This window comes from Proteiniphilum sp., from assembly GCF_034927365.1.
In the GTDB taxonomy this organism is placed as follows: Bacteria; Bacteroidota; Bacteroidia; order Bacteroidales; family Dysgonomonadaceae; genus Proteiniphilum.
In genome coordinates this window covers 21,331-42,931 of the sequence record NZ_JAYFQD010000028.1, presented here as the reverse complement: position 1 = coordinate 42,931, position 21,601 = coordinate 21,331, and the positions used below count along the sequence as shown (strand labels likewise).

Genomic DNA, 21,601 nt, shown 5'->3' with positions numbered 1-21,601 from the left:
TCTCCTGCTCACTTTTTGAAAGGGTCTCCTTTTTTATTTTGGCTTAATACCCAACGGAATGCATTGATGAATAACAGTTTTTGAGTAGCATCGGTAAATTCGTTGTCACCATGCCCCATGTTCAGGTAAATCATCCGGTAATTTCTGTTGGTCCACACGATGGGAAAATCACCAAAATTCACTATATCTTTTATCCCTAACGGATAATTTTTTGGAGAGATCGATACCAGCACTTCAACCTCTTTATTCTTGCGTGGGCTTGGATTCCATTGGTACCATTCGCTCTCGGGCACCACAAATGATGCAGGCAGGTTCTTCGTGACAGGATGAGATGGATTGTCTACTTCAATCAATACCGGTTGTGGAGGCCAGTTGTTACAATAGAAGACCCCACCTCCGATGAATTTCAAAAACCAGGGCCAGTTCGTATTTTTATCATTGTATGCAGCGGCATGGAATCCCATCCATCCCCCTCCGTTTTCCATATATTTTTCAAATGTATCACGTTCGGTTTTCTTATTGGGATGGGCGTTCAGCATGACGACTATCTCGTACTCTTTCAGCCTTTCATAGTCATATCCCGAAAGATCGGTCGTTACGTCAAGGATATATCCATTTCCGTAATTGAGTCTTTTAAAAAACTCGACAGCTTGTTTGGCAAATTGCACATGTGCTTGCTCAACATATTCGGTGTAATACAGCAGTGCCTTGAATCGTGGCGCACCAGCATAATTGGCAGGATAATTCCCGGGTATTTGAGCATCTAATTCAAAAGCTGATAATGTCAGGATAAATAGTCCCGAAAGGAATTTAATGGTTAAGTTCTTCATATACTCTTCCCTGCTCTTGTCTTGTCGTTCATTATCGCCTTATAAACCGCTTTCCGCAAGTCTCCCGCCTTATTATCTCCGTCATAATCCCAATACATCACACCCAGTAATCCTTGTTCTTTTGCATATTGACATTTGATTTCCAGTGAGCGTGGATTGTCAAAACCACAGACAAACTCTCCGGTTGAATCGGTAAGATAGGGAACCTGTGCTTTTTCATCCCAATGAGTAGTCACACCTGTCAGCGTTTCAATATTTTTATAATCGATGAAATTGGGAATCCCGTTTTTTCCTCCGCGGCCGTAGAATGGCATACCCAGAACCAGTTTGCGTGTTGGGCATCCTGCTGCATTGTGTCTTTTTACAGCTTCGTCGGATGTAAGGTAACCGCTATTTTCAGACCGGTATAATGCCGAATGATGTTTGGGAGCGGAAGCCATATCGTAGGCCATGATATTTACAAAATCCACATACGGGTCAATCGCTTCCAAGTCGATGTATTCGGCGGAGGCTGCGGATGCCAGCGTCAGGAGCTTCTCCTTTCCAATCGCATTTCTTATATCCCTCATAAGAAGGGTGAAATTGTTTGTGTCATCGGGTGAGGAAGAGATCTCAGCCGCAGAACTTGTGGGATATTCCCAGTCAATATCAATACCATCGAGGTTGAATTCTGTTGCAACCTTCCGGCACTCTTCGGCAAACTGTTGTCTGTTTTGTGCGCTGGCAGCCATCTCGGAAAATCGTCCGCTGCCCCATCCTCCCACCGACAGTAACACTTTCAGTGAAGGATTCTCTTTCCTTAAGGAAACAATTTGCTTTAGTCGGTTTGGATTGTCGATGCGCACTCCGTTGAACGAATCATTTACATGCCCGAAAGCATAATTAATGTGGGTCATATATGCCGGGTCCGGAATAATCGAACTCCAGGAAGTCACATATGCTACGATAATTTTTGACGGTTCATCGGACTTCTCTACGGTTGATGTTACTGACGAACAGGAAATGACGAACAGTAATATCAATAGAAAGTAAATCTCTTTTAAGGCTGTTTTCATCTTTCAAGCATATTAAAAGGACAAATATCTATAAATAAAAAGAAAAACAAAAAGAAATTTTACAGGAATTGAAAAAGTTGTTGAATTTTTAAAATCGGTAACCCCGTGCTTCTCCCAATATAACTACTTTTAACCATCAAACTATTTTGCTACTATGGGGATTATCATTACTTTTACACTCCCAGAATGTACGATGTGAGATTTATGATTTAGGATGTCGGATGCAGGATTTTATAACTCAACGATTAAACAATCTCACATTGGCATATTGGCACATTAGCATATTAGCACATTAATCATATGAAGTATTCAGTGAAGATATTACTCTTTCTTATAGCATTGTCAACCACCCCCTTTTTGATGATGGCTCAGAATAATGTTATCGATGAGATCGTGTGGGTTGTTGGCGATGAAGCCATCCTGAAATCGGAAGTGGAAGAATTCCGCAAGGAGATTCTGATGAATAGTCAACGCATCGAAGGTGATCCCTATTGTTTTATTCCCGAGCAGTTGGCTATCAGGAAACTCTTTCTCGATCAGGCAAAACTCGATAGTATTGAGGTACAGGAATCGCTGGTAACCCGTGGAGTTGAGTATAGAATCAATGAGATGATCGCATCCGTCGGTTCCGTGGAAAGAGTCGAAGAGTATTGGGGTAAGAATATTGCAGGCATACGGGAAGATTTGCGTGGGCAATATCGTGAGCAACAGCTTATTGAAACTGTGCAACAGAAACATTTTGGGGATGTGAAATTGACCCCTTCCGAGATCCGCAAGTATTTTAACAGTCTCCCCCAGGATAGCTTACCTTTTATACCGACCACGCTAGAACTGCAGATTATTACGGCTCAGCCTGAAATCCCCTTGTCGGAAATCGATAGAGTGAAGGCCCAACTGCGTGATTATACCGAGCAAATCACCAGTGGTAAGAGTAGCTTTTCTACATTGGCCTTGTTGCATTCCGAAGATGAGGGAACTGCGTTGAGGGGCGGGGAATATGGATTTTCAAATAAGTCAGGTTTGGTGCCTGAGTTTGCGAATGTTGCCTTTGCGCTGACTGATCCCGCTAAGGTCTCTAATGTGGTGGAGACTGAATATGGATTTCATATTATTCAGTTGATTGAACGACGAGGCGATATGGTTAATTTCCGACACATACTGTTGAGGCCTAAAGCACCCCAGGAGTCGATTGATACGGCGATGGTCCATCTTGATTCCATCAGGATCAAGATCATTGAAAACAAGATCTCATTTGATGATGCGGCCACTTATTTATCAGCCGATAAAAATACCCGTAATAACAAGGGGATCATGGTGAACATGAGGAATAGTATCTATGGAGGTACTCCCCGTTTTCCACTGAACGAGTTGAATCAGGATATTGCCAAGATTGCCGGTGAGATGAAAAAGGGAGAGATGTCCCAACCGTTTGTGATGATCAATGACAATGGGCATCGGGTTGCAGCTATCATTAAAATTAAGGAGCGCAACGAAGGGCACAAGGCAAATATCAATAACGATTATCAGATCATTAAACAGATGGCCGAGAGTGCCAAGCAGCAAGAACTCGTGGATGAGTGGCTGCAGGATAAGATCAGGAAAACTTATGTACGTATAGACCCACAATGGCAAGGTTGTGAGTATAAATACAAAGGGTGGCTCAAGTAACAGTTTTCATCATATAGCAATGAAAGGAGTAAGCTTGCAATCTTTTAGGCTATTTCTGCCGGGGTTGTTGTTGTTCGTCACGGCGTTGACGTATGGGCAGCAAACTCCTCCACAATCCGCCTCAACCGGGCCGGTCGAAATTGTGGAAATGAAGCAGGCCGACCTGGGATCTAAAAGAGAAGGCTTTGAAGCGATGATCTTTAGCGGGAATGTGGTCTTCTATCATCAGGGGGCATTCATGTATTGCGACAGTGCTTACTTGTTTCGGGAAAGCAACACCTTTGAAGCGTTCAGCAATGTGAGGATGGAACAGGGCGACACTATTTTCGTCTATGGCGATTATCTGCATTATGACGGTAACACAAAGCTTGCACGGTTGAGAGACAATATCAGGATGGAGGATCGCACCGCGACTCTCTTCACCGATAGCCTCGATTACGACCGGGCAGCTAACCTTGGTTATTATTTTGATGGAGGTATGCTGGTAGATGAAAAAAACGAACTTACTTCCTACTGGGGGCAGTACAGTCCTGACACCAAAGAGGCGTTGTTTAGCGACAGCGTTAAACTGGTCAATAAAGACTACACGATCTTCGCCGATACCTTAAAATACAATACCGAGTCGAAGATGGCAGATATTCTGGGGCCTTCCCGCATCGTATCCGACAGTGGCTACGTGCACACGAGCAGAGGATGGTATGACACCCAGACGGATGATTCCAAACTGCTCGACCGTTCCGAAGTGTACAGTAACGACGGCACAAAAGTGCTTATCGGTGATACCATCCTTTATAACCGTCGGACAGGTATCGGAGAGGTGTTTGGCGATATGTTCCTCGAAGACAAGGCGCAAAAGGCTATCCTCCGGGGGAACTATGGTTATTATGAAGAGAAGACCGAATACGGGATGGCTACCGGTATGGCGTATGCCGTCGACTATTCACAGAGTGACAGCCTGTTTATTCATGGTGATACGCTCACGATGGCAACCGACTCGATATATCGTGAAGTGAAGGCCTATTACGGAGTACGATTCTATCGTTCCGATATGCAGGGCCTGTGCGACTCATTACACTATTCCTCGGCGGACTCTATGCTTTATATGACCGGTCGCCCCGTGATATGGAGCGATAATAATCAGGTACTGGGGAACCGGATCGATATTCTCCTGAACGATTCCACCATGGAAAAAGCTTTTGTGAGGGATTATGCATTTTCCGTCCAGGATAGAATGGAAGATAATCAATTCAATCAATTGAGCGGTAGGGATATGACTGCTTCCTTTCGGGAAGGAAAACTCTATCATATCTTTGTGGAAGGGGATGCTGTTTCGTTGTATTATGCGATACAGGAAGAGGACAGCACTGTTATCGGGTTGAACAAGATGGAGAGTGCTTATCTGGAGATAAATACGGAGAATAATAAGATTACAAAATTAAAAACGTATTCGCAGACTACAGGAGTTATAACTCCTCTACCCTTGTTACAACCCGAAGATACTCGCTTGAAAGGATTTGTCTGGCTCGATTATCTGCGTCCTACCGGCCCTAAAGATATATTCCGCAGCAATGAGCGGCGCAGTGAAGATAATAAAGAATCGGGTCCTATACCCTTCCAGCGGGAAGATATCACGCTGTAGTCTGGCGTGATTGCATTTCTGGAGGAGATTTTTATTTTGTGAGAACCGAACAGTTTTTCTTTATGGCTGCTTTCTTTTTTTACAATAACAGGAAACCGGGCAAATTCAATTATAAGCCTGTCTTGTACAATCCCGAAGAGGAGGAACGCAAGAAGAATTTGCAAGACAGGATTGAGAAGATAAAAAGGGAGATGGGTGTGTTACCGGAAGAGAAGAAAGCTGAAAAAAAAGATTTTAAGGTCGAATTTGTTTCCCGCACGCACCATCTGAAGAAACGCAAAGAGAATGAAGGTCGAGCCAACAGGTCTTATTTTGCCAATAACGGATTGCTCATCATCATACTGTTGTTGCTTTTCGTCCTCTTTTATTTCTGGGTTTTACGTTAGTTAGATTGTGGAGATATACCTATGCCAGACATTATCCATCTACTTCCCGATTCCATCGCCAACCAGATTGCCGCGGGTGAGGTCATACAACGCCCTGCCTCGGTAGTAAAGGAACTGGTGGAGAACTCGCTCGATGCGGGCGCCACCCGTATCATACTCAGTATGATGGATGCCGGTCGTACCTTCATCCAGGTCATTGATAACGGCAAGGGGATGTCGGCCACCGACCTCCGGATGGCATTCGAGCGGCACGCTACCTCGAAGATACGCAATGCCGATGATCTTTTTTCGCTTACCACCATGGGATTCCGTGGGGAAGCCCTGCCTTCCATTGCCGCCATCTCCCATGTGGAGGTGAAGAGCCGGCGGGAAGAAGATGAACTGGGCTCGCTGTTGGTTATTTCCGGATCGAAAGTAGAGAAGCAGGAGATGATCGCTGCCGCTACCGGTACCTCCATCACGGTGAAGAATATCTTCTTCAATGTGCCAGCAAGACGGAAATTCCTGAAATCGAATGAGACGGAACGGCGGAATATCTTCACCGAATTCGAACGTATCGTACTGGTCAACCCCGACGTGGAGTTCACCCTGATTGAAAATGGTGTGGAGACGCTTCATCTGCCCAAAACAGGATTGAGGCAACGAATCGTGCAGTTGGAAGGGAAAAATAGCAATCAGCAGTTGATCGAGATCAGCGAAGAGACCACCCTGGGTAAGATCTACGGCTATATAACCCGCCCCGAATTTGCCAGGAAGGGTAAGGTAAACCAGTTCTTTTTCGTGAATAACCGCTATATCCGCCATCCCTATTTCCACCGGGCAGTCGCCACTGCTTTTGAACCCCTTATTGCCGCTACCGAGAAACCCGGCTATTATATCTATTTTGAAGTCGATCCCGCTACGATCGATGTGAATATCCACCCCACTAAGACCGAGGTGAAGTTTGAAAATGAACAGGCGCTCTGGCAGATACTGATGGTCACCGTGAAAGAGTCGCTGGGTAAATTCAATGCGATCCCGACTATCGACTTCGACCGGGATGATGCACCCGATATACCGGTTTATAATCCTTCAAGCGTTCCTTCGATGCCGAAGGTGAATATAGACCCGGCTTATAATCCTTTTCACTCCCATCGTACGGAGAGTGCCAAACCTGCCGCCCCCGCATTCGGATGGGAGCAACTTTACAGAGGATTCGAGAAAGAGAAGGAACTGACGGTTGATACCGGAAGCGATACCCCTGCCACGTTGTTCAAACCGGGAGGAAGCGACCAGAACCCGACCGATAGCGAGCTCTTTCCCGAGCATTATCAATATAAGCAGAAATATATACTCACCTCGGTGAAATCGGGGCTGATGATTATCGATCAGCACAAGGCACACGTGCGGATCCTTTTCGATAAATACATCGCACAGATAAGGAACAAGAAAGGGATCTCCCAACGGGTATTATTCCCTGAAGTGCTTGACTTGTCGGCTTCCGAAGCGGCTTCCCTGCCCGCCATTATGGATGATCTGGAGGCACTCGGCTTCGAATTGGGCGACCTGGGTAACCATAGCTTCGCGATACAGGGTGTTCCTTCTGAAGTAGAGAATATCGCACCTGCTGCCCTTATCCGTTCTATGATCGGTAAAAGCATGGAGACCGGGAACGATGTGAAATCGGAGATACAGGAATCGATCGCCCTTTCGCTTGCCAACCTCACGGCTATCCCCTACGGAAGTACGTTGACCACGGAAGAGATGCTGCTTATCGTCAGCCAGCTCTTTGCTTCGCCATCACCTACCTATACACCCGACGGGCAGAAGGTGCTCAGCGTGATCTCGGAAGCTGAAATTGAAAAAAAAATGCAGTGAAATATCTCTAATTGAAAAGAGTATTAGAACTGTATAATCGAAAAAACTTTTAAACTGGAATAAATATGATGCGCTATTCATACTGTGGAAAAAGTGGTCTGCAACTTCCTCAAATTTCATTGGGATTGTGGCATAATTTCGGATTTGCCAATGATTACGGCATGGCACGGGAAATGATACTTTATGCTTTTGATCAGGGTATCACCCACTTCGACCTGGCCAATAATTACGGGCCCCCTCCCGGATCGGCAGAATCGAATTTCGGAAAAATCCTGAGAGAAAATCTTTCTTCCCATCGCGACGAGATGGTCATTTCCTCCAAGGCGGGCCATCTGATGTGGAATGGACCGTATGGCGACGGCTCATCGAGGAAGTATCTGATGGCCAGCATCAACCAGAGCCTCAAACGGACTGGGTTGGAGTACTTCGATATCTTCTACTCGCATCGTTACGATCCCGATACCCCGGTGGAGGAGACCATGCAGGCGCTGGTAGATATTGTCCGCCAGGGAAAGGCGCTTTATGCAGGCATCTCCAAATATCCTCCGAAACAGGCACGGACCGCGATGAACTATCTGAAGGATAGGGATGTTCCCTGCCTGATCTTCCAGGATAAATACAGCATGCTCAACCGTAAGCCGGAAAAAGATATCCTGGATATCACCGAAGAGTTCGGTTCCGGGTTTATCGCCTTCTCCCCGCTGGCGCAGGGTGTACTGACCGACAAATACCTGAACGGTATTCCGGATAAGTCGCGTGCTGCTGAACCTTCCGGTTTTCTGCAGGAAGAACAGGTGACACCGTCAATCGTTGATAAGGTGAGACAGTTGAGCGGATTGGCCGCAGAAAGGGGGCAGACCATGGCGGAAATGGCCCTGGCATGGGCGCTGAGGGATAAGAGGGTCACCTCCCTGATCGTGGGTGCCCGCAATGTGGCACAGTTGCAGGACAACCTCAAAGCATTGGAAAATACCTCTTTTTCACAGGAGCAACTGGGACGGATTGATGGGATTTTGGGGGATGTGGTAATGTGATGAATGTGCCAATGAAACTAATATGCCAATGTGCTAATATGCCAATGTACCAATATGCCAATATGCCAATATGCCAATAGTGGCAGGTGGTGTCCAATTGGAGCACAGTGAATCGAAGACGCCGATTTATCGGAGGAAACTGTTATGATGCGATGTGAATGATGATTATGTGTAAAGACGTATGAAACGGATTGTTTTTTTACTTGTCTTACTGATCGGGATTTCCTGTGGGGATGAAGCACCACGGCAGACTATTCCTTTTGCGCCGGTCAATTTCAGGGTTGATCCGGGTGGCGCCGATCATCAGTTGAAAAACGAACTGAGCTATAAGATCTTTACAGGTAATGAGGCGCATCCTTCATCAGACCGTTTTGGTTACGCAGGTGTGTTGGTTGTGACTGATGCGAAAGCTGCCCTTCACGCATTTGATTTGTGTTGTCCCCATGAAGACAATAAAAAGATTGTAGTTGATCCCGATTATGAAGGGAAGGGATATAATGGTAAAGTAAAATGTAGTTCATGTGGATCTGTTTTTGTGACCATGTTTGGTATTGGTAATGTGGAGTCGGGACCTTCAACGGAACCGTTGCAACGGTACAGCGTTATCTTGCTGCAAGATGGCAGCTATCGGGTCGTCAATTAGCCTGTAAATGCCAATATTCGTTGACGGGAGCAATTATAGCTGGGGCTACGGGAGAAATTGGAAATCTGTCAGTAAAAAATCTCCGTATTGTTTTGAAATAAGGAGAAACATGTATACATTTGCAGTCGCAAAAAATAAAACGAAGAGCATAACCTTGCCCCAAAAGGAAATGGAGACTAACCTTGGCAAGGGAGATGAACGAACCGGATAGAAGTGATAACGTTTCCGTACATGAAATTGTCTTGGTTCTAAAAGTCTTGGTTCTTGGCTCTTTGATATGAAATATTGCGGAAGTAGCTCAGTTGGTAGAGCATAACCTTGCCCCAAAAGGAAATGGAGACTAACCTTGGCAAGGGAGATGAACGAACCGGATAGAAGTATAACGTTTCCGTACATGAAATTGTCCTGGTTCTTGGCTCTTTGATATGAAATATTGCGGAAGTAGCTCAGTTGGTAGAGCATAACCTTGCCAAGGTTAGGGTCGCGGGTTCGAGTCCCGTCTTCCGCTCAAGGTCCGCTCGGATGGTGGAATGGTAGACACGCAAGACTTAAAATCTTGTGACCATTACGGTTGTGCGGGTTCAAGTCCCGCTCCGAGTACCAAAAACCGCTGTGAATCGATTGATTATCAGCGGTTTTTATTTTTCTGGGACGCCAAAGAAAATAGAAAACAAGATTTAAACAACTTTAACTATAAACCACACTTTTCCCATTCCACTTACCTATATTTTTCCTTTTATCCTTATTTTTGCATAAATCGTGGTATTTTAGTAATTATGGTATGGAAGTCTGATTTGATTTTTTATACCCTTGGTGAGTATACACATGGCTTTTCGGAGTTTTTATAGTATAAAAAAGCTAAAATGGTGCAACTTTTCTCAGTTTTTGCGTCTTTATTCTAAATTCCTCAGTTATTCCATATATTGGGGCGATCATGGCTTGAAGCCTCCCCCAACAATGTGTGAAATGTCTTTGTGTGTTTGTATGAAATGGTAAGATGATGAATAAGTCAATGGCAGACTTTCTGACGGCATTTATTCCTAACAGGACGAAAAGGGAAAAGTGGCGTGAGGAGTTGATGAAATCTGATCTCTCCTTTATGATACGTAAGGGACTTGCAGAGATCATGGCAGGAATTATTCCACACAAAATGGCGAGAAACCGGTGGCGGGGAATTTTTCGTTATGGATTACTACGAGGCGTTCGGCTCCGCTGGAAGGTGTATCACAATAGGGGGATGTCTCCGAAGCATTATCTGACTGTCTGTGCAATCGCAAAAAACGAAGGCCCTTATTTTCAGGAATGGATAGAATGGCATCATAATTTAGGTGTAGAGAAGTTTTATATATATGACAATGAAAGTACGGATAATACCACAGATGTATTGGTGCCTTACATCGCATCAGGTTTAGTGGAATATGTGTTTAGGAAGGGGGTAAAGCAACAACTGCCGGTCTATGATGATTGCCTCGAAAAACATCGTTTGGATGCACGTTGGATTGCGTTCATTGATTTGGATGAATTCATAGTGCCGGTACAGGACAAAACCATTCCCGGGTTTTTATCCCGATTCGAGGGTGCGTCAGCGGTAGAAATTAATTGGTTGATATATGGAAGTGGCGGAGCCCGGGAAAAAGAGGCCGGAGGGGTCATGGAGCGATTCAAAAGACATTCTGAACCGGATCATGTTTTGAACAGGTATGTGAAGAGTATTGTCAATCCACGTCGGGTCTTTTCATTCATCGGTTGCCATGAAGTGGCGAGGATGTCCGGGAAAAATGTTGACTCGCACGGCCAGCCGGTTCGAAAGAACTTCACAGATCGCGAGCCCCGGCAGGATGTTATCCGTATCAACCATTATGCTGTAAAATCTTACGAAGAGTTTTTGAAAAAACGTGCCAGAGGTCGAGCCCGGACACTTGATATCCGGAACCTGGACTATTTTGAACGATTTGACCTTAATGACATAGAGGAGTGATCCAGCATCTTCATCCAGTAGCCGCCTACTACCGGGCGTGCATGGAAGCCACCCGCTTTTTTCTTGCTGTCGGTGTAGTACCAGTCGGTCATCGGGACACGGTCGGTGGTCTCGCTCATAAAGTTGTGGATAGGCTGGATGAACTTTTCGAAAGTCTCCTTGTCGTTGGCCATGGTGGCTGTCCAGACGATCCAGTCCGATTTGGTGTAGGTCTTGCGGCTGTCCAGCGGGAGCCCGTATTCGTGCTGTTTGGTCAGATAAAAGTTGATCTCTTTCTGCCGTACCGATTCGGGGAATATATTCCATTCCATCAGTTTGTCCCATACCATGTTGTACTTCTGGCTCCATGTGTCGGGCCGTTTGAACGATAAGCGGTAGTGGTCGCCGTCGTCGGCCATCGTCACCCATTGCTGTGCCATCTCCTTCGCTTTGTACATGTACTTCTCGCCGGTCTCCTTGTCTCCGGAGAGTTGGGCCAGGTAACCATAAGAGGCCACCCCCATGATCGCTTTTACCGAGAGGTTGGTATTGCTTTCCAGATGTCCTGCAAAGTCGTCCGTGCAGAGTTGGTTTTCGGGATCGAGCCCTTTTTCTTCGAGGTAATTGACCCAGGTGGTCAGTACCTCCCAATGTTTTTGGGCATATTTGGCGTTACCCTCTTCCTTGGCGATTGCAGCGGTGAGGATAAGCATGTTACCTGCTTCTTCCACCGGCATATCCTCGAAATAGACCTGGTCGTAAGCCCAGGGATATTTACCCACGTCGTGTGCGGGATAGCGTTTGGTCCATAATCCCGATTCACTGTAGTAGAAAACCGGGTTCATGATTCCTTTCAACAGTTCGGGATTGTAGTAGAGGAAGAGGGGGGCGGAGGGATAGGTGACATCTACCGTGCTGACGAAGCCACCGCTCGAGATCTCTTTCGACGGGAACAACAACTCCCCTTCGGGCGATTCCATCAGTTTGTGGCAGGCAAACACCTGACGGTAACCCAGCGCGCATAGCTCGGCATATGCTTTCCCGCCGGCTTCGGTCGCCTCTTTCATCAGGTTATAGTCGAATTGGGCGCATGCTTTCTTCAATTGGGCAAACTCGGTATTGGCCGCCGCGAACTGCGACTCGATTTTCTTGTCACCCGACTTGTTCCAGTAAGGACGTAGGTTCGTTCCAAAATAGTTCAGCGAGTAGATATCGTCATAGCCGATCATGATCTTGCCTGAAGCGTGTTGTTGGCTGCCCAGGTCTTCGGTGATGGCCATATAGGCATTCTCTTTCAGGGTCACGTCACCGTTCAGGGCTCCCTCTTTCTCGAAACTCAACCGCATGTCCACAGGATTTCCCACGGCATACGATGCCTTTTCCTTGGTACCGCTGAGGTAGAGATAACCCCAGTTGGTGAGCACGCTTCCCTCTTTCGGCCCCAGTACATTCTGCTCTACGCTCCCTGCCTTCAGGAACAGCAAGCCATTCTCTTCATACCCTTCCGCGCGGGTTTCCTTGTGGGTATTCTCCACCGTCCAGTGTGGTGCTGCCTCGATATAGACCTGTACCTCATGCGGATTTCCATCCAGGGAAGTAACCTCGTAAGACAGGTAGTTCACCGGGCGGGATACAAGGTCCAGGTTATCCGGCAGGAAAGGGGCGATGAACGACAGTTTCAGTGACACATCCCCACATTCGAAGGTGTAGTGCGTCTGGGTTGCCTGCACATCCACCGATGTCTGCCGTGCTGTTGTTTCCAGCGATGTCTTGGTCGCATCTTCGGCATAGATCCCGAAATCGACGAGCCCTCCGAACATCCGGTTCTCGCAGTGTGCGGCTATGGTGATTTTCCCCTCTTCAATGGTCCCCATGATTTCATCCGTCAGCACCACCAACACATCCTTTTTCCAGGTGTAACCGGTCTCCACCAGTTTTATGCCGTTTACGTAGAGTTCGAAGGTGTCATCGTGCGAATATTTCAGGAAGAGCTTGTGATTGGCCATCTGCTCGGGAGATAATTGGATATCCCTTCTCACCCAGATATGGTTGCTGGTCCAGAGCGTTTTTACGTTCGTCTCCCCTTGGGTGCCGAAAGCAGCTTCTCCCGTCTGCCATCTGCTGTCGTTGAATCCCGGTTCTTCCCATCCTGCGGGAGGAGCCTCGAAAGTGTACTTCCCACTCCAGGGTTCTTCATACGACATTGCCGCCAGCGCCTTCTTGGGCGATTCATTCAGTCCCATCAAACGGTATGCCTTCCCGTCCACACGGATAGCTCCCACCAGGGGATGTTCTTTGCCCGTACGGTGTTTCACTTGATCGCCATACAGGTTGTCGGAGAACGACCATGCACTGGTATAGGGATCGAGCAATACCAGCGGATAAGCCGGCGCCCTTAACTCATTTTTAATCCCGGGAACCTGGTGCTCACCACAGGATATCACGTATGCCGCCAGGCATAATAAAAGAAGTTGCTTCATCATTTTATATTTATAGTGCTAACTGTCTATCGGAGCTGTCTCGAACAATACCGGGGAAATAGGATACAAAAATAGTGATAAAAAACTGATTATTTACTCGTTTTTTATACACTAAGACAACTTGTCAAGTTCAAGTTTCGCGTTTATATAATACGAGAATGACAAATAAAGCCGCAGACAATTTTGTCTATTCTATTTTGACATGTTTGACTCTTTTTGTATTTTGTGTTAGCTGTATTTCAATGAGGTAGCATTTGATGAAAATTTCATACACTTAAAAAAATATGGAAAAGAATAAACCCTCTTTTAGGTGCGAAATCGAACATAACATGTGCTTAATCGCACATGTTGGTTTGGGTCGTTTCTTTGTAATTGATTTATAATTAATTATATAATAAGTTGGTACGACCTTTGTAGTAGGTATGGAGGATAAGAAAAATTATAAAAATTAAGTTATTTGTTTTATTTGTGGTATATTTGTCAGTAATTTCCTGCAATAAATCGTTTATTGAGACAGTAAACATCGGAAGTATGAAAATAGATTTGATGCCATTTCTTTTAATAAGCTTCATATTACTACTATCTTGTGAGGAGAGAGGTGCTTCTGATGATAATACTCTTATCATCAGCGATTCAGATTTTGGTGATTATATCAAATTAGCAGGCGAAGAGATACTTTTTGATGATATTGTCTATAAACCTTTCAAAATGACACTGAAAGATTCAATATTGATAGTCTATAATGTCAGTACAGAATATGCTTATCAAAAATTCAATATCAAGACAAATAAATATCTCGGGGAATCCATACTTATCGGGAATGGACCCGGTGAGATGTTATACCCTAACTTTATACAATCTTCTGATACCAATTTATGGTTATATGATCAGCAGAAATCGATTGTATCTAAATATGATATTGGCTCCTTTATAAAGGAAAAACATCCAACGCCACTTGCGACCATTACCTTGAAAGACAGGAGTGAACAGCTTTCAGTCATCGGGGACAAGATATTTTCATTCAAATTGAACAATAACCTGGATAATAACAGATTCAATATTTTTGATTTGAATGGGACGCTTCAAAGTTCAACAGGATCATTTCCATATATCGATAAGAACAAGACATTTGAGGAGGTTATTTTTGGATTTACAAGTGATTATTCCACCAACTTTAAAGACCGGATTTTCTTGAGCTACCGGCTCATAGATCTGATCGAGATATACGATGTAGATGGGTTGTTAATCCGGAGAATACAAGGGGCTGATTGTATCAAACCTTCCGTGGAAGCAGTGAGAAATGAATCTGTCTCCGTAGCCGGTGGAACAGAGGAAACAAGAGAGACCTATTTTTATCCCGCCAATGCGGGAGAGGAAGTTTTTGTTACCTATTCGGGTGAACTATACGCAGACAATGTCTTCCATAAAAGATATATATATGTTTTCGACTGGGATGGCAATCCCCTAAGGAGATATCTGTTGGATATTCCTATTTATGGAACTGTGGTGGATCCCACAAACCGTATTATTTATGGATTTAGTGATGAACCTGAATGCCATATCGTGAAATTCAACTATTAACGTAAAAGGGAAATATGCACCATATTATAAAACAATGAAATTATGAGAACGAATATTTTAGTAATCTTACTTCTTGCCATTGGCTGCATGGGGTTGAGTGCACAAAACGCCGACAACCTTTTATCGGCAAAAGAGAAAACGATTACTTTGAGAATGACCGAATCCTCAAAGGTGGAAGAGGGGTGGGTGCATGGCAACAATGCATGGTATTATTACGGAAGCAGGATAATGGTTACACCTGTGTCTTACTCGATAATCGAGACGATAGATAGTACGCATATATCCGGGGGAAAAGAGATAAATACGGTGATGGAAGTGCACGAAGAATCATCCGGTAGTTATCAGACATCTGAAGAGGGGTGGAGTTGGACCGGAAAACGATGGACCTTTGAAGGAGATACTGTACACGCATACCCCTCCTCTTTTATTAGAAAAGCCAAGGTGGAGAAAAAAACCGTCAAGAACGAAGAAGTGATTGCCGCTGCAATTGATGAATCAGAAGAACAGTATCAGGTAGAAGACCAGAACTGGTCTTGGGATACCAGGAAGAAGATATGGCGCTACAATAATGAAGATGTTGACAAGTTGCCCGAATATAAAGTTGTAAGGTCGAAAGTTACATCTCGTAGTCTTAATATAAACTGATTTTTTACACTATGGCTGGCGATTTCATCAAGGAGATTAATCAGTTTTCTGAAAGTGCTGTTATTCGAGACATAATCAATCTTCCAAATGGGAATTTCTTGTGTTATTGCTTTGATTTCTCTGATGGATATAAATATGCCGGGTTATGGGAGGTTGATTCGAAAGGTGAGTTTCTGAAGATGCACCTGGATAGAAAATATGGCTATCCTTTTGTGTTGAACGAAGACTATTCTTATTTATATCCGATGGATGATGGTGTGGGGCTTTCTTGTGGCGACGTGAATGAGATCTATCACTTCCGGCAGGATTCATTGTATAAATATTTATCTTATGAAATAAAGAATGGGATGTCCATAGAGGATGTAAAAAATAACAAGATAAGTAAAGGAGACGGTTATGTCAGCAAGATAAAAACTCAGGAAAAAGGAAACATCCTTCTGACGGAATGGTCTGATGAGGGAAATAGAAGTTTTATATCCCTATTTTCAAAGAAAGACAATATTGTAAAGACATTGAGGGGGATCAAATTCAAAAATTCGCAGATCCCTTCTGTAGATGGTCAAATTATTGCGTCTAATGATATTCATTCTATTGTATTGGCTATCCCCTACGATTTTGTATTGGAGATGTTAGATAGTGAATATACATCCGATATTGCTAAAGCTAAATTAAGGGAATTAACCGCTTCCATGTCGGAAAAAGAAATGAATGAGATGAATCCAATCATAGAGATACTGCATTTGAAGCAGTAACCATTTGTGGAGAGACATAAGCTTATGAAACAAAAAATATCACTTATCTGTATCGCCCTGATGCTATGGCTTGGTTATTCCTGTAATAATAATCCGTTACCGCAGGGGGATATGGATGTAATCATCAATGTTGATCCCGGTAAGGCGATTGGATCAATTAATCTCTCTGAACTGTTTTCCGATATCAGCTACATACCCCTTGAAACCACAGACCACTCTCTTATAGGGGAGATTTCCGATATCCTTAAATATAAGGGTCGGTTTTATATTCTGGATAAAGATATTAGCCGGTCGGTCTTCTGTTTTAATGAAAGCGGGAAGTTCCTTTTTAAGATCAACAGGGTAGGTGAGGGTCCAGGAGAATATAAGAGTCTGGGAGGATTTACCGTAGATACCGATAATGAACAATTATTACTGCATGACACCTCTAGAAAACAGGTTTTGCATTTCAGCCTCGATGGTGAATACATCGAATCCCATAGAGTGGAGTTCGAAGCACGTCGTATCTCTTACATACCCGGAGGATATTTTGCCTTTTATTGTGATTATATCACCAACCGGGATCTTTTTAATGAAGGAAGATATCCCAATCTTATCATCACAGATAGAGATTTTAAAACTTATAGTACTGATTTGTATTTTTCTGAAAATGCGAATGGTTCCGCAATCCCAACTGCAATACAGTGCTTTAGTAGACATGATGCAGTGGCTCTGTCGTTAATAGAGTCGTTGAATGATACTATTTTCCATATTTCCAAAGAAGGGGCCACTCCATACCTCTATATCAATTTTAAAAATAATCAAAGAACGGAGGAGATGGAGATACTGATGAATACACCTGAACCGGATCTGGATATAAATGCAATAGTTGATTTTGTGAGGGAAAATGGTATATGCGATATTTTCTATTTTGCAGAATCGGCAAACAAGGTGTTTTTTGCCTATTCTAAATATCCTTCTACACATTACGTGCTCTACGATAAAGTATCAAAAGAACTGAAAGATATTTCCTATAACAGGGGTGGACAGTTCCCTATCACAAATGATATAGATGGTGGAGACGACCTTCCCATGCCGATGATGGGTGACGGGGATTTATTCTATGGCACTGTTCCTCCCGACATGTTAATTCAGAAAAAAGAAGAGATAGCTTTAGGCAATACGCCAAAAAAACAATACTTATTGGATTTGATCAATCAGATATCGGAAGATGACAATCCGATAATAGCTGTAATCACTCCTCAATAAAAATCAACGGGATGAAGAAAAAGTATATAGTTATAATTATTGTCGCCTTACTGGCCCTGCTGATCGCTCTCTTCAATAATGTAATCGGTTTTGAATGGGGAATGCCCAAGGTAAATGCTGAGATAAGTAACGTTCCCACGATCACACTGTCGTCGGCAGATGAAATCTTACCGGACACTTCCTGTTTTAAAAAGCCGCAGATAGTGGTGTTGGAAACGGTTGACGAGTCGCTCCTGTCGGAAATAAGCAGGATCTCTTCGGACGGGGATCAGCTTTTTGTCCTTGACAGGGGGCTGATGGAGGTATTGTCATTCGATATGACCGGAAAGTACACCGGTAAAATAAGCAGTAAGGGACAAGGTCCGGGAGAATATATACAAATCAGTGATTTCGCGGTGGATACGCATCAAAAACAGATAATCCTTTTATGTGATATCCCTAACAAGATCATCCGATTTACCTATGATGGTCGGTTCATTGAAGAGAAGGGACTTGATGAATACTATAGTCAATTGGCCGTGAATGAACATCATATCTATCTGGAGAAAGTACATAATAGCGATTTGGAAACGGGGCAACTGCATGTGATAAACAAAGAGACCGGGAAGATGATCCAAACATTGGATCCGATAGATATAAAGAACGATCTGTTCATCAGTGGTAATTCTTTGAATAGGGGAAAGAATATTTTATATGTGCGTCGATTCGACAATGCAATATACAGAATCAGGAATGGATATGCCCTCAAGATATATGATCTGGATTTTAAGAAATTTACATTTCCCGAAAGATTGAAGCAGGAGGAGCGTTCCGAAGTGATCCTCAGGGAATGTGCTGAGAATGATTATATCTATTCAATGTCCAATATTGTCGAAAATGGAGATCATCTGATGTTTACAACTAACACCGGAATCTTCATCTGTAATAGTAGGAGTAAGGAGTTGAAGGGCTATCAATATATGGTAAATCCCGGATGGGGAGTAGAATTCCGGAGTTATGTCACTCTTGGTAATACAGATAAAATTATCTGTACCATTGATGATCCTTCCCATATAAAAAACGCTGTAGAACGCATACCGGAAGAAAGAAAAACCGATCAAAGATTTACGGAGATAGTGGAGGTGGTTGCCAAATTGAATGAAGAGAACAATCCAATCTTATTTATTTACGACTTTATCGACTGATTTGAGGACAAGAAGCAGGTAAAAATTATATACTGATATCGCTATTCATTCCTTTTATAAACAGATATTTAGGTGCTTTTTTATAGGTAAAAAATTATGTTTTTGTTGGCTATGATGTTTTTATTTCTTTACTTTACAACCACAACTGCCGTTAGGATACTTTAATACTTTCTGTGGCAGATACACAATCGTTATTCAAATGAACAAAAAGTATAATAACCTCATAGGAAGATGGCTACATTCGATCTGGTGCATTTACCTTAGATACTACAATCCAATACGCCAATGAGGGCATTCAATTGAAGAAAAATATAAAACGAAACAGATATGTCGAAGAAAATTTTGATGGCTATCGTGCTTGTGTCGATGTTGTATTCGTGTTCATCCAACAAGCCGAAAGCAGAGGAGGAAAATGAAAAAACGACGGAGGTGGCAGAAGAGAAGCCGGTGGAGGTGAGGGCCAAACTGGTGGAATACCAGGACTTCAAATATGAACTGATCTCTAACGGGACGATCGCTTCTTTGCATAAGGCCGATCTGCGCTTCCAACAGCAGGAGCATATTGTGAAGATATACGTGAAAAACGGGGAGAGGGTGGCCAAAGGGCAGAAGTTGGCAGAACTCGACAAGTTCAAACTGCAAAATAGTATGGAGCAGGCTGAAGAGTCGTTCGAACGGGCCAAACTCGACCTGCAGGATGTGCTGATAGGGCAGGGTTATTCGCTCAGCGATTCGGCACAGATCCCGCCCGAAGTGATGAAGATTGCCAAGATCAGGAGCAACTACGAGCAAAGCCGCAATAATTATAAAATAGCCAGATACAACCTGGAGATGACGACATTGTACGCTCCATTTAACGGGGTGATCGCTAACCTGACCGTGAAAGAATTTAACCAGCCCGGGGGTGATCCTTTTTGTACCATCGTCGATAACCAGAATCCCGAAGTGGTCTTTCATATCCTTGAAAATGAACTATCCCTTATCAAACTGAATGATAAGGTGATCGTGTCGCCTTTTTCCCAAAGCAGTTATGCTGTCGAGGGACGTATCTCCGAAATTAATCCCATCATAGACCGGAACGGGATGGTAAGGGTGAAGGCGATAGTCAACAACCGTGAGAATAAGTTTTATGAAGGGATGAATGTGAAAGTGCGCGTGCAGCGACTGTTGGACAAGCAGCTCGTGATACCCAAATCGGCTGTGGTGCTAAGGACCAATAAGAAAGTGGTCTTTACCTTGAAAAACAGTAAGGCTATGTGGAATTATGTGGAAACGGCACAGGAGAACTCCGACAGCTATGTGCTTGTCCCGGACAGGATAAACGCGGGAGACAGCGTCATCTACGAAGGGAATATCAACCTGATGGACCAGGTGCCGGTGATTGTGAAACGATGAGTATGAAAAGGAATATCATTCTGTGGTGCAGTGCATTTCTCATCGGAGCCTTGTATCCGGGTTGTTACCAGAAGCCGGATGAACAACCTTCCGACGGGGTGGAGACGATAAAGGTCAGCAGCCTGAAGAAGGTGCCGAAGTTGAGGTATAACGATGCGAATTATTTTGAAGATTGCTTTTTGGTGAAACTGGAGACCACCGATGAGAGCCTGATCAAGGATATAAACCAGATTCAGTTGATGGATAGCGTGGTTTATATATTGGACAGGACCCAGGCGAAGATATTATCATTCTCCTACGATGGGAAATACCTGGGTAAAATCGGGGTGATGGGACAAGGACCGGAAGAATACATCGCGATCTCCAGCTTTTATGTAGACAAGATAGACAAGTCGATCAACCTGATTGATCCGATGAGTATGTCCATTATCCGGTACAGTGCGTCGGGCGCTTTCCTGAACAGGGCCAAGCATAACAACAGCAATGCTTCATTCATAAAAAACGCACAAGTGATGAATGAAGATGAAATATTCTGCTATTCGGGATCCAGTTGGGAAGATAACAGCCTGTATTCTATCGTAAGCCGTTCATCCTTCGAAAAGATAAAAGATATCTGTTATTATCCGGCGAAGACAGACGCGCAGATTTCATACACACTCTCCAGGCAGCCCTTTTCTATCCATGACGGGAAGGTCACTTATGGGATGCTTTTCTCCGATGTGATTGAAAGGTACGAAGATGGAGATTCTAAACCTTACTTGAGGTTCGATCATGGGAAAAAGAGCATATCTCCCGAATCCTTGCAGCAACGATTGGAAAGCAAGGAGTATAATTACGACTATATACAGCTTATGCGTAGCATGGCGAAAGAGAATGACTATACTCCCGGCTTCCTGGATGTGGTGGAGAGCAGCCGTTTTATCGTGGCTGATTTTCAGGTAAAAGAGTCTTTCATGAGTGTTGTCGTATGGGATAAGAAGGAGAACAAGGGTATCTATGTGGAAGAATATGGGTTGATATCCACTCCCGACTTTGGCACAATGGATTTCTATGACGATGGTACCATTGTGAAGGTCTGGTCGAATGGTAGTGTAAACTCTTTTAAGTCAGAAATAAATAAGGACGAGGCGCTCAAAAAAGAATATCCCGCCGATGTTGAAGCTATACTCAATCAATATGATGAGGATGATAATCCGGTACTGGTCTTTTACAAATTGAAGGGATAGGGTTTAAACAAATGGAGCTAC

The 21,601-nt window shown here is 44.0% G+C and carries 17 protein-coding genes and 2 tRNA genes; 16 read left to right on the top strand and 3 right to left on the bottom strand.

The genetic code is table 11. From position 1 onward, the window contains the following. Positions 1-8: 8 nt before the first annotated feature. Both VB073_RS15165 and VB073_RS15160 read right to left on the bottom strand, forming a co-directional pair. On the bottom strand, positions 9-830 hold the full coding sequence (locus VB073_RS15165; RefSeq protein WP_323405033.1) for a ThuA domain-containing protein: 822 nt from the start codon (positions 828-830) through the stop codon (positions 9-11). After that, the gene (locus VB073_RS15160; RefSeq protein WP_323405032.1) at positions 827-1,885 is read right to left on the bottom strand and encodes a glycoside hydrolase family 18 protein; all 1,059 of its coding nucleotides are present in this window, start codon (positions 1,883-1,885) and stop codon (positions 827-829) included. The genes VB073_RS15165 and VB073_RS15160 overlap by 4 nt, the downstream gene beginning before the upstream one ends. Positions 1,886-2,185: 300 nt before the next feature. Here VB073_RS15160 and VB073_RS15155 point away from each other — a divergent pair, with 300 nt between their 5' ends. The 9 genes from VB073_RS15155 (at position 2,186) to VB073_RS15115 (ending at position 11,090) form a co-directional block, all read left to right on the top strand. Continuing rightward, on the top strand, positions 2,186-3,553 hold the full coding sequence (locus VB073_RS15155) for a peptidylprolyl isomerase (RefSeq protein WP_323405031.1): 1,368 nt from the start codon (positions 2,186-2,188) through the stop codon (positions 3,551-3,553). 19 nt (positions 3,554-3,572) lie between these two features. Further along, the gene (locus VB073_RS15150) at positions 3,573-5,192 is read left to right on the top strand and encodes an OstA-like protein (protein ID WP_323405030.1); all 1,620 of its coding nucleotides are present in this window, start codon (positions 3,573-3,575) and stop codon (positions 5,190-5,192) included. A gap of 62 nt (positions 5,193-5,254) precedes the next feature. Beyond that, entirely contained in the window at positions 5,255-5,578 is a 324-nt protein-coding gene (locus VB073_RS15145; RefSeq protein WP_323405029.1) for a hypothetical protein, read from the top strand. Between the two features lie 21 nt (positions 5,579-5,599). Next, positions 5,600-7,435: a DNA mismatch repair endonuclease MutL gene (mutL, locus tag VB073_RS15140; protein ID WP_323405028.1), complete on the top strand. Its 1,836-nt coding sequence runs from the start codon at positions 5,600-5,602 to the stop codon at positions 7,433-7,435. Between the two features lie 68 nt (positions 7,436-7,503). Further along, positions 7,504-8,469 carry an aldo/keto reductase gene (locus VB073_RS15135; protein WP_323405047.1) on the top strand — a complete coding sequence of 322 codons (966 nt, stop codon included), beginning with the start codon at positions 7,504-7,506 and terminating at the stop codon, positions 8,467-8,469. 181 nt (positions 8,470-8,650) lie between these two features. Next, entirely contained in the window at positions 8,651-9,112 is a 462-nt protein-coding gene (locus VB073_RS15130) for a hypothetical protein (protein WP_323405027.1), read from the top strand. 435 nt (positions 9,113-9,547) lie between these two features. Further along, positions 9,548-9,620: transfer RNA gene (locus tag VB073_RS15125), tRNA-Gly, on the top strand. Positions 9,621-9,628: 8 nt separating this feature from the next. Beyond that, a tRNA-Leu gene (locus VB073_RS15120) sits at positions 9,629-9,715 on the top strand. Positions 9,716-10,124: 409 nt separating this feature from the next. Then, a complete protein-coding gene (locus VB073_RS15115; RefSeq protein ID WP_323405026.1) occupies positions 10,125-11,090 on the top strand; it encodes a glycosyltransferase family 92 protein in 966 nt (321 codons plus the stop codon). Here the strand turns inward: VB073_RS15115 and VB073_RS15110 are convergent. Next, the gene (locus VB073_RS15110; RefSeq protein ID WP_416349562.1) at positions 11,051-13,549 is read right to left on the bottom strand and encodes a glutaminase domain-containing protein; all 2,499 of its coding nucleotides are present in this window, start codon (positions 13,547-13,549) and stop codon (positions 11,051-11,053) included. The genes VB073_RS15115 and VB073_RS15110 overlap by 40 nt on opposite strands. A gap of 531 nt (positions 13,550-14,080) precedes the next feature. Between VB073_RS15110 and VB073_RS15105 the strand changes: the two genes are divergently transcribed. From VB073_RS15105 to VB073_RS15075, 7 genes are all read left to right on the top strand, one after another. Continuing rightward, positions 14,081-15,130, top strand: a complete 1,050-nt coding sequence (locus VB073_RS15105; protein WP_323405024.1) for a BF3164 family lipoprotein — start codon at positions 14,081-14,083, stop codon at positions 15,128-15,130. A 42-nt stretch (positions 15,131-15,172) separates the two neighbouring features. Then, the gene (locus VB073_RS15100) at positions 15,173-15,775 is read left to right on the top strand and encodes a hypothetical protein (RefSeq protein ID WP_323405023.1); all 603 of its coding nucleotides are present in this window, start codon (positions 15,173-15,175) and stop codon (positions 15,773-15,775) included. Between the two features lie 11 nt (positions 15,776-15,786). Next, positions 15,787-16,527, top strand: coding sequence for a hypothetical protein (locus VB073_RS15095; protein ID WP_323405022.1), 741 nt, complete (start codon positions 15,787-15,789; stop codon positions 16,525-16,527). 24 nt (positions 16,528-16,551) lie between these two features. Continuing rightward, a complete protein-coding gene (locus VB073_RS15090) occupies positions 16,552-17,775 on the top strand; it encodes a 6-bladed beta-propeller (protein ID WP_323405021.1) in 1,224 nt (407 codons plus the stop codon). 11 nt (positions 17,776-17,786) lie between these two features. Next, positions 17,787-18,959 carry a 6-bladed beta-propeller gene (locus VB073_RS15085; RefSeq protein ID WP_323405020.1) on the top strand — a complete coding sequence of 391 codons (1,173 nt, stop codon included), beginning with the start codon at positions 17,787-17,789 and terminating at the stop codon, positions 18,957-18,959. 327 nt (positions 18,960-19,286) lie between these two features. Continuing rightward, positions 19,287-20,354, top strand: coding sequence for an efflux RND transporter periplasmic adaptor subunit (locus tag VB073_RS15080; protein WP_323405019.1), 1,068 nt, complete (start codon positions 19,287-19,289; stop codon positions 20,352-20,354). A gap of 2 nt (positions 20,355-20,356) precedes the next feature. After that, positions 20,357-21,580, top strand: coding sequence for a 6-bladed beta-propeller (locus VB073_RS15075; protein WP_323405018.1), 1,224 nt, complete (start codon positions 20,357-20,359; stop codon positions 21,578-21,580). Positions 21,581-21,601: the final 21 nt, after the last annotated feature.